Below are 15,162 nucleotides of genomic sequence, written 5' to 3' on the forward strand. Positions count from 1 at the left end.
GTGCGAACGACGACCACCGAACTGCACACCTCCACGTTCCAGGCGTCGCCGCTCCAGCAAGGGCTGTGGAAGCGGTTGTCGGCCGGCGGTCCGGCGACCGCCGTACAGTGCCGACTGCTGGTGGACCCGGCGGTGGGGCCCGCCCGGCTGGCCGCCGCGCTCGACGAGGTGGTGCGGCGACACGAGGCGTTGCGCACCACCCTGGTCGAGGCGGTCGGCGGGGTGGCCCAGGTGATCCATCCGACCGGGCCGGCACTGGCGACGGTCTCCGTCGTCGAGTCCGGCGACGTGCCGGCCGGGCAGCACTACCGGCGCGAGCGCGAGGGGCTGGACCCGATCGCCGGCCCCACCTTCCGGGCGCTGCTGGTCACCACCCCCGCCGGTCCGGCCGAGCTGGTGCTGACCGCGCACCCGGCCGTCGCGGACCGTGAGGCGCTGCGCCTGGTGGCCCGGGAGCTGGTCCACCGGTACGCCGAGCCCGGTACGCCGGCCGACCCGCCTCCGCTGCAGTACGCCGACTTCGCCGCCTGGCACCACGACATCCTGACCGGCGACGAGGGTGCCGGAGAACGCCGCGCCTGGGCCGGTCACCTCGCCGAGCTGGCCCCCGCCGCCCCGCCGTCGGCCGCCCCGCCGGGAGCCGGGCCGGACGAGACCCGCGTGCTCTCCTGGCACCTCGACGCCGGCATGCTGGCCGCGCTCGACAGCCTCGCCGCCTCCTGGGCGGTCTCCGTGCGGCACCTCCTCGGCGGGCTCTGCGCCGTGGTCGGCGGCCGGTTCCAGGCCGGTTCCGAGGTCGTCGTCGAGCTGGCCGACCCGGCCCGGCACCAGCCGGCGACCCGGCAGGCGGTCGGCCCGTTCGCCCGGACCGTGCCGGTGCGCTGCGACATCCGGGCCGAAGCTCCGCTGGTGGACGTGGTACGGCAGCTCGCCGAGGCCGGGCAGCGCTGGGCCGAGCGGATCGACTACCTCGATCCGGGCCGTACGGCCGCGCCCGCGGGCCAGCCCGGAATCGGGTTCGAGTACGACGACGCCCCGGCCCCGATGGACGCCGCCGATCTCACGTTCCGGGTCGTCGCCGAATCCACCCTGGCCGACGCGGCCGACCCGGCACTGCCCGTCAGGCTCTCCTGCCGGCGCCGGGACGGCCGGCTGGAGATCCGGCTCGGATACCGGACGGCGGCACTGCCGGCCAACGCCGCCGCCGCGTTCGGCGAGTGTCTGCTGGCCGCGCTCTCGGCCGCGGTGGACCGCCCTGAGCCGCTGGTCAGCCAGCTTCGAGTGCTTCCCGACGAGCAGCGCCACCGGATCCTGGCACGCGGCCGGGGCGAGGTGGTCGGGATCCCCGGCACGCCGGTGCACGAGTCGATCGCCGCCCAGGCGTCGCGCACCCCGGACGCGGTCGCGGTGGCGGTGGGGGACGCCGAGCTGACCTACCGGGAGCTGGACGAACGCGCCGACCGGCTCGCCGGGTTGCTCGGCGACCTCGGCGTGGCACCCGGCGACCACGTGGTGATCAGCCTGGACCGCTCCGCCGAGCTGCTGGTCGCGGTACTCGGGGTACTCAAGGCGGGCGCGGTGTTCGTGCCGGTCGATCCGGCGTACCCGCGCGAGCGGCTGGCGTACGTGCTGTCGGACACCGGTGCGCAGGTGCTGATCGGCTCCGCCGCGCACCGTGCCGCAAACGGCTCCGGTGCCGTACCGGCCCGGCACGTCCTGCTGCTCGACGAGGATCTGCCGCTGGTGGCGGCCCGGCCGGCGGCGCCCCGGGTGCGGGTCGGGCCGGACGACCCGGCCTACGTGCTCTACACCTCCGGCACGACCGGAGTGCCCAACGGCGTCCTGGTCGCGCACGGCGGCCTCGCCAACTATCTGCACTGGTGCGCCGACAGCTACCACATGTCGGCCGGCACCGGAGTGCTGACCCACTCGTCGATCAGCTTCGACTTCACCCTGACCACGCTGCTCGGTCCGCTGCTCACCGGGCAGCGGGTGGTGATGCTGCCCGGTGGCACCGGCATCGCCGGGCTGGCCGCGGTGCTCCGCTCGGCCCGGGACCTGACGCTGGTCAAGCTGACCCCGACCCACCTCGACGCGCTCGGCCAACTGCTGACCGTCGACGAACTGACCGGCGCGGTCCGGACCCTGGTCGTCGGCGGCGAGGCGCTGGACGCCCGGGCCGTCGCCGCGTTCCGCGCCGCCGGGGTGCGGGTGGTCAACGAGTACGGGCCGACGGAGACCGTGGTCGGCAGCGTCGCGTACACCCTGGAGGACGACTCTCCGCGCACCGGGCCGGTGCCGGTCGGGCGGCCGATCGCGAACACCGTCGTCTACCTGCTCGGCCCCGACGACGGCGCGCTGGTCCCCGACGGCGCGGTCGGCGAGGTCTACCTCGGGGGCGCCGGGGTGGCCATCGGCTACCTGCACCGTCCCGAACTCACCGCGCGGCGCTTCGGGCCCGAGCCGGACTTCGGCACCGGCGGGCGGATGTACCGCACCGGCGACCTGGCGCGGTGGCTGCCCGACGGCAACCTGGGCTATCTCGGGCGGGTCGACGAGCAGGTCAAGATCCAGGGCGTCCGGGTGGAGCCGGCGGAGGTCGAGGCCGTGCTGCTCGACTGTGCCGGCGTGGCCCGGGCGGCGGTGGTGGTCCGGCGGGACGAGGATCCGGGCAACTCCTCGCCGCTGGCCGGCACGCCGACCCTGGTGGCGTACGTGGTGCCGGAGCGGACCGGTGACGGGGCGCGGCTCGACGCCGCCACGCTGGACCGGCACTGCCGGCACCGGCTGCCGGAACAACTGGTCCCCCGGGCGTTCGTCACGCTCGACGCGCTGCCCATGACGGTCAACGGCAAGCTGGACCGGGCCGCGCTGCCCAAGCCGGACGTGCGGCTGCGCCGCCAGGCCGACCTGGTGCCGCCGCGCACCGAGGCGGAGGAGATCCTGGCCGGGGCCATCGCCCAGGTGCTCGGCCTCGACGCGGTCGGCATCGACGACAACTACTTCGTGCTCGGCGGCGACTCCATCCGCAGCGTCATGGTGACCAGCCGGGCCCGGGCCCGGGGCGTGGACGTGACCGTGGCCGACCTGCACGCCCACCCCACGGTGCGGGACTGTGCCGAATACCTCCGGGCGCGGTCCGAGGGTGAGCCGGCACCGACCACCCGGCCGTTCTCGCTGATCTCCGCCGAGGACCGGACACGGGTACCCGAGGACGTCGAGGACGCCTTCCCGCTGAACCTCCTCCAGGAAGGTATGATCTTCCACCGGGACTTCGCCGCCAAGTCGGCGGTCTACCACGCCATCGCCTCGATCCGGCTGCGGGCGCCGTACGACCACGACGTGATGCGGATGACCGTGACGCAGCTGGTGGAACGGCACCCGATGCTGCGTACGTCGTTCGACATGACCACGTTCAGCCAGCCGATGCAACTGGTGCATGCCCGGTTCGAGTCGCCACTGCACCTGGAGGACCTGCGGGAACTGCCGCCGCCGCAGCGCGAGGAGCGGGTCCGCCGATGGATCGACGGCGAGAAGGCCCGCGGCTTCGAACTGCACGAGTACCCGCTGATCCGGTTCATGGTGCAGCGGTTGACCGACGAGGAGTGGCAGTTCACGTACGGCTTTCACCACGAGATCGTGGACGGCTGGAGCGAGGCGTTGATGATCGCCGAGCTGTTCAGCCACTACTTCTCGACCATCTACGACGAGCCGATCGCGTTGCGGGCGCCCAGTTCGACGATGCGGGACGCGGTGGCGCTGGAGCTGGCGGCGCTGCGGGACCGGGGCAACTACGAGTTCTGGGAGCGCTACCTGGCGGACGCCACGATGATGCGGCTGCCACGGTTCGACGGGACGCCGGTCGCCGACAAGGGCGCCCGGGAGATCGTCCGGATCGAGGTGCCGGTGCCGGTCGAACTCTCCGACCGGCTCAAGCAGGTGGCACTGACCAGCGCGATGCCGATGAAGAACGTGCTGATGGCGGCGCACCTGGCGGTGATGTCCGCCTACGGCGGGCACGCCGACACGCTCACCTACACCGTCGGCAACGGACGGCCGGAGAGCGCCGACGGCAGCTCGGCGATCGGGCTCTTCGTGAACAGTCTGGCGCTGCGGGTGCGTACCACCGGCGGCACCTGGCGGAAGCTGATGGCGGCCGGGCTGGAGTCCGAGCGGGCGTCGATGCCGTACCGCCGGCTGCCGATGGCCGAGCTGAAACGGCACCAGGGCAACGAGCCGTTGGCCGAGACGCTCTTCTTCTTCACCAACTACCACGTCTTCGGGGTGCTCGACCGGTGGACCGACCGTGGGGTCAGCCACGTCGCGACCGATCTCTACGGCGAGTCCACCTTCCCGTTCTGCGCCATCTTCCGGCTGAACCGGGAGACCGGCCACCTGGAGGTCCGGCTCGAGTACGACAGCCTGCAGTTCTCCACCGAGCTGATGGACGGCGTGCGGGACAGTTACGCCGAGGCGTTGACGGCGCTGGCGGCCGACCCCGACTTGCGGTACGACACCCGCTCCTTCGCCCCGCCCCGGGACCAGGCGCGGCTGCGCGAGGTCTGCTGGGGCCCGGCCGGCGCCGCGGACGGGCGCTGCCTGCACGACCTCGTCGACGAGCAGGCGCGGCGGAGGCCCGACGCACCGGCGGTGTGGCACGACGGCGCGGTCGTGACCTATCGGGAACTCGTCCGCCGGGCGAACCGGCTCGCCCACCTGCTGCGGGCCGGTGGAGCCGGGCCGGAACGCGTCGTCGGTGTGCTCGCCGAACGCTCGATCGAGCAGATCGTCGCGCTGCTGGCCGTGCTGAAGTCCGGCGGCGCTTACCTGCCGTTGGATCCGGTGCAGCCGGACGAGCGGATCCGGGCGGTACTCGACGACGCCGGCTGCGACCTGCTGCTCGCCCAGGAACGGCTGGCCGGGCGGGCTCCGGCCGGAGTGCGGGTCGTGGCCGTGGATCCGGCGCTGTCGGTGGCGGCCGGATATCCGGGTACGGCGCCGAGCTCCGCGGTCCGGCCGGACAACCCCGCCTACGTCATCTACACCTCCGGCTCCACCGGCCAGCCGAAGGGCGTCGTGGTGGCGCACCGGAACGTCGTCGCCGCCACCCTGGCCCGCCGGGGCGGCTATCCGGCGCGGGTCGGGCGCTACCTGCTGCTCTCCTCGTTCGCCTTCGACAGCTCGGTGGCCGGCATCTTCTGGACGCTGGCCGACGGCGGCACCCTGCTGCTGCCGCCCGAGGGGGCGCAGCGCGAGCCGGCGCACCTGCTCGACCTGATCCGCGCCGAACGCCCCAGCCACACCCTCGGCGTGCCGTCCCTGCTGAAGCTCCTGCTGGACCAGGCAGCCCCGGGTCAGCTCGACTCGCTGCGGGTGGTCATCTCGGCCGGCGAGTCCTGCCCGGCCGAGCTGGCCCGGGGGTACGCCGAACGACTTCCCGGCCGCACGTTCGTCAACGAGTACGGGCCGACCGAGACCACGGTGTGGGCGACCGGATGGTTCGGGGTGGACGGCTCCTCCCCGGCGGGACTCCAGGCGCCCATCGGTCGCCCCGTGGCCGGCGCCCATGTCGTACCGCTCAACCACCACCGCCAACTCGTCCCGGTCGGCGTCTCCGGGCAGCTCCACGTCGGCGGCGCCGGTGTGGCCCGGTGCTACCTCGGGCGTGCCGCCGAGACGGCGGAGAAGTTCCTGCCGGACCCGTTCGCCGACCGTCCCGGCGCCCGCTGCTACGCCACCGGCGACATCGGCCGGGTGCTGCCCTCGGGCGACCTGGAGTTCCAGGGCCGTACCGACCACCAGATCAAGATCCAGGGTTTCCGGGTGGAGCTGGGCGGGATCGAGGCGCTGCTGGACGCCCATCCGGCGATCCAGCGCTCCATCGTGCTCGCCCGGGGCGAGGGCGTGAACGAGCGGGTCCTGGTCGCGTACCTGCTGCCGGAGCCGGGGCAGGCGGTCGAGCCGGACGAGGTGCGACAGTACGTCCGGGACCGGCTGCCCCGCTACCTGGTGCCGGCCGCGGTGGTGATCCTCGAATCACTGCCGCTGACCCCGACCGGCAAGGTGGACCGGGCCGCGTTGCCGCCGCCCAGTGCCGCACAGCTCGCCGGCACCCCGCGCTACACCGCGCCCCGGACCGACGTGGAACGGACGCTTGCCGCAATCTGGTGCAAGGTGTTGCAGCTCGACCGGGTCGGCGTGCACGACCGGTTCTTCGACATCGGCGGCGAGTCGCTGCGGGCGATGCAGGTGATCGCCGAGACCAACAAGGTCTTCCGGATCGGGCTGTCGGTGCGCCGGCTCTTCGACGCGCCCACCATCGGGGAACTCGCCGCCGAGGTCGGTGCCGCCCGCTCCGCCGACGGGCCGGCCGGGGGAGCCGCCGACGGGCCCGCCGGGAGAGCCGCCGACGGACTGGCCGGGGAAGCCACGGGCGCGCCGGAGCCGTGTGCCGCCGAGCCGGCCGGGAGCGCCGGATGAGTGTGCCGGTCGACGAGCCCGGCGACGGGGACCGGTCATCGCCGCTCACCCCGGGGCAGCGCGGGCTGTGGTTCCTGCACCAGATCCAGCCCCGGGACCCGGCGTACAACAGTTGCACCGCGATAGAACTGACCGGCCCGCTCCAGCCGGCGGCGCTGCGTGCGGCCGTCCGGTACGTCGGCCTTCGGCATGACACCCTCCGAACGGCGTTCGTCGAGGTCGACGGCGAGCCCCGGCAGGTGGTCGGCACCGAGCCGCCGCCGCTGCACCTGGTGGACCTCGGCGTACTGCCGCCGCCGGTTCGGGACGCCGAACTGGACCGGCTGCTCCGCCGTCTCGCCGCGCAGCCGTTCGACCTGCGCGCCGGTCCACCGGTGCGGTGGGTACTGGTCCGGTGCGCCGTACGGCGGCACGTGCTGGTGCTCGACGTGCACCACATCGCCTTCGACCGCGACTCCCTGGTGACCGTCTGCCGGGACCTCGCCGAGTCCTACCCCGGGTACGCCGCCGGGCGGCCCGGCCCGGACCGGGCACCCCGGCACGGCGACGTACGGGCGGTCGCCCGGGCCTGGACGCCGCAGGGCGACAGTGAGGCGGGGCTGCGGTACTGGCGCGCGACGCTAACCGATCCGGGCCCACCGATCCGGCTCTTCGCGCCGCCCGGGGCCGCCGCCGGCCGGGGCCGCCCGGCGGCCGCGGTGCGGTACGGGACGCGGCACCGCCGGGACGACCTCGGGGATCTGGCGGCGGTGTGCGCGGCGGAGAACGCCACCCCGTTCATGGCCCTGCTGGCCCTACTGGCCTGCCTGGTCCACCGCTACACCGGGCAGCGCGACGTGCCGGTCGGCGCGCCGGTGGCCCTGCCGACCGAGCGGGCCGACGTGGTCGGACTGCTGGTCAACGTGCTGCCGCTGCGACTGCGCCTGGACGGGCGGATGTCGTTCCGGTCGGTGCTCCGGCAGGCCCGCGAAGTCCTGCTCGACGCCTTCGACCATCGCGAGATCCCGCTCCCGCACATCGTGCGGGCCGTCGGCGGTCCACGATCGGCGGACGAGGCACCGCTGTTCCAGGTGCTGCTCGCCTACCAGCGGGCAGCCGTGCCGCCCCGGCTGCCCGGGCTGCGCAGCGCGGTCCGGCCGATTCCCGCCGCGGCGCCGAAATACCAGCTCACGGTGACCGCCACCGAATCGGTCGAGGGACTCGCCCTGGACCTGGAGGCGGACGACCGGCACGCCACCCCGGTCGACCTCGCCGCCTGCGGTCGCCATCTCGACGCATTGGTCAGGGCCGCCGGCCGGCACCCGGACACACCGGTCGACCGGCTCGAACTGGTCGACGCGGACGAGCGCCTGGCGGCACTGCGGGCCGCGGTGGGGCCGTCGGTGCCGCGCCCCGACCCGGCGAGCCTGTCGGCCCTGGTCTGCACCGCCGCCCGGGACAACCCGGACGCGATCGCCGTGCTGGCCGTGGACGCGAACGGCGACCGCCGCCAGCTCAGCTACGCCATGCTGTGCCGCGCGGCGGCCACGCTGGCCGGGCGGCTCGGTCGGCACGGCCCGCTGGACGACCGGCCGGTCGCCGTACTCCAGCGGCGTGGCGTCGGCATGCCGGTCAGCTACCTGGCGGTGCTGCTGGCCGGTGGGGCGATCCTGCCGCTGGACCCGGACGACCCCGACGCGCGACTGGCCCGACTGCTCGCCGACAGCCGGGCGGCCCTGGTCATCGCGGACGAGCAGTCCCGGGACCGTGCCGGGCGGTTCGGCCTGCCGACGATTGCCGTGGCGGAGTTCCTGACGCCACCGGGCAGCGGCGCGGCCGGTGTACCCCGAGCGGGGCGCAGCACCCACCCGGAGCAGTCCGCGTACGTGCTCTTCACCTCCGGGTCCACCGGTGAGCCCAAGGGGGTCGCGGTGCCGCACCGGGGCATCGTGAACCGGGTCCGGTGGATGCAGGAGACGCTTCCACTGACGCCGGGGGAGCGGGTGCTGTTCAAGACCTCGATCTCGTTCGACGTCTCGGTGCCCGAGCTGTTCTGGCCGCTCAGTGCCGGAGGATGCCTGGTCGTCGCCGAGTCGGGAGGCGAGCGGGACCCCGGCTATCTGCTCGGTACGCTCCGCGCCGAGCGCGTCGCGTACACCCATTTCGTACCGTCGATGCTGGCACCCTTCCTCGCCGAGGCGGAGTCGCGGGGTGCCGACCTGCCGGCGCTGCGGTTGGTGGCCTGTAGCGGCGAGGCGCTGCCGGACGAGCTGAGCCAGCGGGCCGGCGCGCTGCTCGACGCCGAGGTGCACAACCTGTACGGGCCGACCGAGGCGTCCGTCGAGGTGCTGCACTGGCGCTGCGACCCGTCCGGCCGGTACCCGGTGGCACTCGGCCGGCCGATCGCCAACACCGAGTGTCACCTGCTCGACGAGCGCCTCCGCCCGGTTCCCCGGGCCGCCGTCGCCGAGTTGCACCTGGGCGGGGAGTGCGTGGCCCGGGGATACCTGCACCGGCCGGGGATGACCGCCGCCAGCTTCCTGCCCGCCCCCTCGGGCGGCCCGGGGCGCCGGCTCTACCGCACCGGCGACTTCGGCTACCGCGACCCGGACGGGGTCGTGCACCTGGTCGGCCGCCAGGACCGGCAGGTCAAGATCCTGGGCCGCCGGGTCGAACCGGGCGAGGTCAGCGAGGCGTTCCGCCGGCAGAGCGGGATAGTCGACGCCGCCGTCGTGCTCCGGGGCAACCAGTTGGCGGCGTTCGTGGTAGCGGACGGGGGCGCGGCGCCGGACCGGGCCGAACTGCTGGCCGGGGTGCGCGCGGAACTGCCGGCCCAGCTGGTGCCGGCGTTCGTGGAGTTCCTGCCCCGGCTGCCGGTGACCCAGAACGGCAAGGCCGACCTGCGCGAGCTGGGCCGGCTGGCAGCGGAACTCACACCCCGGCCGATCGTCGGTACGGCTCCGCGTACCGAACTGGAGCGGCGGCTCGCCACCGTATGGTGCGCGGTGCTCGGCGTGCCGGAGATCGACGTACACGACGGTTTCTTCGACGCCGGCGGCGACTCGCTGGCGCTGCTCCGGCTGCACCGCCGGCTGGTCGCCGAGGTGTCACCCGAGCTGACCGTCCGGGAACTCTTCCACTTCCCCACCGTGGCCGCCCTGGCCGAGCACCTGACCGACGGCGCGGCCAGCCGGGTGACCGCACGGGCCAGCGCGGCCCGGGCCGTCGCCCGCGCCGAGCGCCGCCGGCTGGCCGTCGCCGCCGCCCGGCCGGCCCGCTTTGCCGGACCGGGGCGAGGAGGTGCAGAGCATGGCTGAACCGGGCGCCCCACCGGAGGCCGATCCGGTTGCGATCGTCTCGCTGGCCGGTCGCTTCCCCGGCGCGGAGAGTGTCGCGGACTTCTGGGCGAACATCCAGGCCGGCATCGAGTCGATCAGCCGGTTCCACGGAGCGGACCTGCTCCCCGCCGGCCACGACCCGGCGCACGTGCTGGATCCCCGCTTCGTCGGCGCGGAGGGGATGCTTGCCGATCCGGCCCGGTTCGACGCCGCCTTCTTCGGCTACTCGCCGCACGAGGCGGGCGTGATGGACCCGCAGCACCGGGCCTGCCTGGAGGTGGCCTGGGAGGCGTTCGACGCGGTCGGCTACGACCCGGCCCGGCTGGACGTGCCGACCGGGGTCTTCCTCTCCACCGGACTCAGCGCCTATCTGGTCCGCAACCTGCTCGGCGGCGGTCCGGCGCAGCGGCGGGCCCGGCAACGGCAGGACGGCATGTACCTGCTGATGCACAACGACAAGGACTTCGCCGCGACCACGGTCTCGTACCGGCTGGGCCTGACCGGGCCGAGCTACGCGGTCGGTTCGGCCTGCTCCTCGTCGCTGGTCGCGGTGCACCTGGCCGTACGGAGTCTGCTCGGCTACGAGTGCGACCTGGCGCTGGCCGGCGGCGCGTTCGTGCAGGTGCCGCACGGCCAGGGCTACGTACACACCGACGACGGCATCTACTCCGGGCGGGGCCGCTGTGCCCCGTTCGACGCCGACGCGGACGGTACGGTCGGCGGCAGCGGCGTGGGCATGGTGCTGCTGAAGCGGCTGTCGGACGCGCGCCGTGACGGTGACCACGTGCACGCGCTGATCCTCGGCTCGGCGGTGAACAACGACGGCGCGACCAAGGTCGGCTACACCGCACCCAGCGCGGCCGGGCAGACCGAGGTGGTCGTCGAGGCGCAGGCGGTGGCCGGCGTCCCCGCCGACTCGATCGGATACCTGGAGGCGCACGGCACCGGCACCCGGCTCGGCGATCCGATCGAGGTGGCCGCACTCACCGAGGCGTTCCGGGCCGGCACCGAGCGCCGGCAGTTCTGCGCGCTCGGCTCGGTGAAGGGCAACGTCGGCCACCTGGACGCGGCGGCGGGCGTGACCGGGCTGATCAAGGCGGCGCTGGTGGTACGCGACGGGGTCGTCCCGGCCAGCCCCAACTTCCACCGGCCGAATCCGGAGATCGACTTCGCGACCGGCCCGTTCACGGTGCCGACCCGTACCCGGCCCTGGGGCGGCGCCCCGGGACCACGCCGGGCCGGGGTCAGCTCGTTCGGCATCGGCGGCACGAACGCGCACGCGGTACTCGAAGAGCCGCCCCCGCCGCCGCCCCGGTCCCGGACGCTCCGGGGCGAGCAGGCACTGCTCCTCTCGGCCAATTCGCCGGACGTCCTGGCCGGCACGGCCCGGCGGCTCGCCGCCCTGCTGTGCGTACGGCCGGAACCCGATCTCGCCGACGTGGCGGCCACCCTGGCCGACCGGTGTGGCCTGCCGTACCGGTTCGCCGCCGTCGGCCGGGACCCGGCGGAGCTGGCCCGGCGGCTGGACGAGGTGTCCGGGGCGGAGCGGGCGGTGTCCGGCCGGCCGGTGGTGTTCGCGTTCCCGGGTCAGGGCGGTTCGCCGGTCGGTACCGCCGCGTCGCTCGGTGCCGCCGAGCCGGAGTTCCGCAGGCACCTGGACGAGTGCGCACGGCTGCTGGCCGGACACGGCTACGACCTGGCGGCGGCGCTGCGCCGGCCCCCGGCCGGGGAGCGGCCCTGGCCCACCTCGGTAGCGCAGCCGGCGCTCTACACCGTCCAGTACGCCCTGGCCCGCACGCTGCTGGGCTGGGGGATCGAGCCGGCGGCGATGGTCGGGCACAGCGTCGGTGAGTACGCGGCCGCGACCCTGGCCGGCGTGATGTCGCTGTCCGACGCGCTTGCCCTGGTCGTGGTCCGTGCGCGGTTGTGCGAAGCGCTTCGACCCGGCCGGATGGTGGCGGTGTCGCTCGCCGCCACCGAACTGGCACCGCTGCTCCCGGACGGGGCCGAGACGGCCGCTGTCAACGCGCCGGACCGCTGCGTCGTCGCCGGGCCGGAGGCCGCCGTGCGAATCCTGACGGCGCGGCTCGACGAGTTGGCCGTGCCCTGGCGACCGCTGGCGGTGGACCGGGCCTTCCACACCGCCGCCGTCGACCCGGCGATCGAGCCGTTCCGCGACGCGCTCTCCGGTGTGCGACTGCGCCCGCCGGACCGGCGGTACGTGTCGAGCCTCACCGGCGACTGGGTGGTGGCCGACCAGGTGTGCCGGCCGGAGTACTGGTTGGCGCAGCTTCGCCGGCCGGTGCGCTTCGCCGACGCCCTGGGCCGGTGCCTGGAACTCGGCCCGGTCGCCGTCGTCGAGACCGGCCCGCCGATCGGGCTGGCCGGCCTCGCCCGCCGGCACCCGAGGTTCGGCCCCGACCACCGGGTGGTCCGGGCCATGCCATCCGCGCCGACCGACGGTGACGTCACGTCCGGCGACCGGGCGACGGAACCGGGCAGTGACGCCGCGTCCGGCGACCAAGCGACCGAATTGGACGGTGACGCCGCGTCCGGCGACCGGGCGACGGAATTGGGCGGTGACGTCATGTCCGGTGACCGGGCGACCGAACCGGTGCCGGTGGCCGGACCGGAGCTCGTGTCGCTGGCGTCGCCGGTCGCCGAGCTGTGGGCCGCGGGTTGCCCGGTGGACTGGGCCGAGTTCCACGCACCGCAGGCGCCACGCCGGGTGCCGCTGCCGGGCGGACGGCTGGACCGGCGGCGACACTGGGTCGAGCCACCGGCCGAACCGGTACCGTTCGCGCCGCTGCCCGAGCTGGCCGCCGGGACCCGGGCCGAGCTGGCCACCGCCGAGCCGCCGGCCGCGATCGACGAGCACCCCGGGCTGCGCGCCGGACTCGACCGCTTCTGTGCCGAGCTGACCCTCTGGTACCTCGGTACCGGTGGCGTGGACACCCGCCCCGGCCAGCGGCACACCGTCGCCGGGATACGGCGCCGGCTCGGTGTGCTGCCGCAGTTCCGACGGCTCGTCGACCACCTGCTGGGCCTGCTCGCCCGGCAGGGCGTGCTGGCGCGGAACGGCCCGGAGGTCACCTTCCGGCCGCCGCCGGAACTCGGCGCCGTCGACCGCTCCACCGTCGACGCCTCGGCGGCCCGGCTGGCGGCCGAGCATCCCGGCTTCGCCGGCCTCGTCGAACTGCTGCGGCACTGTGTGACGGGTTATCCCCGGGGTCTCACCGAACCGGGCGAGGCCCTCCGGCTGCTCTATCCGGACGGCCGGGCCGACCTGCTCAGGACGGCGCTGACCGAACGGACCGTCGAACACCGCGCGATCGGTGGCCTGGTCGCGACCGCCGGGACCCTGCTGGACCGGCTCGCGGACCGGTTGGACCGACCGATCCGGGTACTGGAGGTGGGTGCCGGGGAAGGGGCCCTCACCCGGGCCATGGCCACCCGTCTCGGTCCGGACCGGCTCGTCTACCACGCCTCGGACATCTCCCGCTCGTTCACCGACGGCCTCGCCGCCGAGGCCCGCCGCCGGGGTCTGGCCGGCTTCCGGGCCCGGCTGTTCGACATCGACCGGGACCCGGCGGAGCAGGGCCTCGCCGGGCACCGCTACGACCTGGTCTGCGGCCTGGACGTGGTACACGCGACCCCCGACGTCCGGCGCAGCCTCAGCCACCTGCGATCGCTGCTCGCACCCGGCGGGATCCTCGCGCTGATCGAGACCACCGCGGCTGACCCGTGGCTCCCGCTCGTCTGGGGCCTCGCCGCCGACTGGTGGACCTACACCGACGACCGGCGGGACGGACCGCTGCTCGACGCCGACCGCTGGCGGGACCTGCTTGCCGGGGAGGGCTTCCAGGCGACCGAGGTGGTGGTGCCGGAACGCGGGCCGCGTGACGCCGCGCTGCTCCTCGGGCAGCGGGCGGGCCGCGCGACGGACGGACCGGCAACCGAGCCGGCCCCTGTGCCCGGCCCGGGCGGCTGGCCCGCCAAGCGCGCCGACCTGGCCACCTGGTGCTACCAGCCGGGCTGGCGACAGGTTCCGCCCGTCCGTCCGCAGCCCCCGGCGGAGCGGGGCGGTTGCCTGCTGCTCTCGGACGGACCGCTGGGCACCGAGGTGGCCCGCCTGCTGACCCGGCGGGGAGTTCCGGTGCTGCGGGCGGTCCGCGCGGCACCCGGTCCGCACGGCGCGCGGGTGCTGGATCCGGGCGCCGGACAGCGGTACCACGACCTGGTCCGCGAACTGGCCGAGGCCGGCAGCCCGGTACGGCTCGTCGTCCATCTCTGGGCGTTGGAGGAGTCCACCGACCGGGGCGCGGCCGCCGGGTCGGCCACCATCGGCGAGGCCGAGGCGTACGGCCTGCACTGCCTGCTCCGACTGGCCCGGGCGTTGGGCGGGCAGCAGGACCACCGGCCGGTACGGATGGTCGCGGTGACCACGGGGACGCAGGACGTACTCGGGGACGACTGCACCCATCCGGAGCACGCCACGGTCGCCTCGGCGGTGAAGGTGATCCCCCGGGAATACCCCTGGATCGCCTGCACCGCTCTGGACCTGCCGTCGGCGGTGCCGTCCTCGGACATCCTCGCCGCCGAGGACCCGACCCGGGACGATCCGTCCGAGGCGGCCGGCCGGATCGTCGACGAACTGCTCGGCGCGCGGGAGTCGACAGTGGTGGCGTACCGGGGACGGCGTCGCTTCGCCCCCGACTACCAGCCGTACCCGCTGGACGTACCGCCGGCCGGTCCGGCCCTGGCGCCCCGCCCCGACGGCACGTACCTGGTCTGCGGCGGTCTCGGCGGCATCGGTTCCGCCCTGGCGGAGTGGCTGGGCCGGTCGGGCGGGTCGGTGGTGCTCACCGCCCGGCGACCGGTGCCGCCAGAGTCGGAGTGGGAGTCGTACCGGACGTCGGCCGCCGACCCGACGGGCCGGCTGGTCCGCCGGCTGCTGGCGCTGCGCGCCGGCGGGGCCGGGGTGATGGTGCGCCAGGCCGACCTGACCGACCCGGCCCGGATGCGTGACGTCGTGGCCCGGGCGGAACAGCGGTTCGGCCCGCTGACCGGCGTCGTGCACGCGGCCGGTGTCCCGGACACCGCGGGCATGATCCAGCGCCGGAGCACGGCCGACACCGACGCGGCGACCGCCGCGAAGACCCGGGGTGCGCTGGTGCTGGACGAGGTGCTCGGCGACCGTCCGCTGGACTTCTTCGTGCTCTGCTCGTCCATCGGCAGCGTGCTGCACAAACTGAAGTTCGGTGAGGTCGGCTACGTCGCCGGCAACGACTTCCTGAACGCCTTCGCCGAGTACCGGTCCGCCCGCCGCCCCGGCCGGACAGTCGCGATCGCCTGGAGCGACTGG

The 15,162-nt window shown here is 74.8% G+C and carries 3 protein-coding genes (1 of these 3 only partly in view); all 3 read left to right on the forward strand.

Annotated elements, in window-relative coordinates:
* Tightly spaced (each overlapping or abutting the next), the 3 genes in view from R6Y94_RS13495 to R6Y94_RS13505 form a layout consistent with a single transcriptional unit that may run on beyond the window.
* Positions 1 to 6,480 (forward strand): non-ribosomal peptide synthetase, encoded by a 6,480-nt coding sequence (locus R6Y94_RS13495; RefSeq protein ID WP_318396164.1) that lies wholly within the window; start codon positions 1 to 3, stop codon positions 6,478 to 6,480.
* The gene (locus R6Y94_RS13500; RefSeq protein WP_318396165.1) at positions 6,477 to 9,776 is read left to right on the forward strand and encodes an amino acid adenylation domain-containing protein; all 3,300 of its coding nucleotides are present in this window, start codon (positions 6,477 to 6,479) and stop codon (positions 9,774 to 9,776) included. Before R6Y94_RS13495 ends, R6Y94_RS13500 begins: the two co-directional genes overlap by 4 nt.
* Positions 9,769 to 15,162, forward strand: partial view of a type I polyketide synthase gene (locus tag R6Y94_RS13505; protein ID WP_318396166.1) — the 5' portion only. 591 nt of this gene lie beyond the right edge of the window; the window shows 5,394 of its 5,985 coding nt (coding positions 1–5,394); the start codon lies at positions 9,769 to 9,771; its stop codon lies off the right edge, out of view. The genes R6Y94_RS13500 and R6Y94_RS13505 overlap by 8 nt, the downstream gene beginning before the upstream one ends.

The organism is Plantactinospora sp. KLBMP9567 (assembly GCF_033446045.1).
In the GTDB taxonomy this organism is placed as follows: Bacteria; Actinomycetota; Actinomycetes; order Mycobacteriales; family Micromonosporaceae; genus Plantactinospora.

Bases quoted from the DNA above. Each gene is read 5' to 3' on its own strand.
- R6Y94_RS13500 (WP_318396165.1), top strand. From the start codon at position 6,477: ATGAGTGTGCCGGTCGACGAGCCCGGCGACGGGGACCGGTCATCGCCG.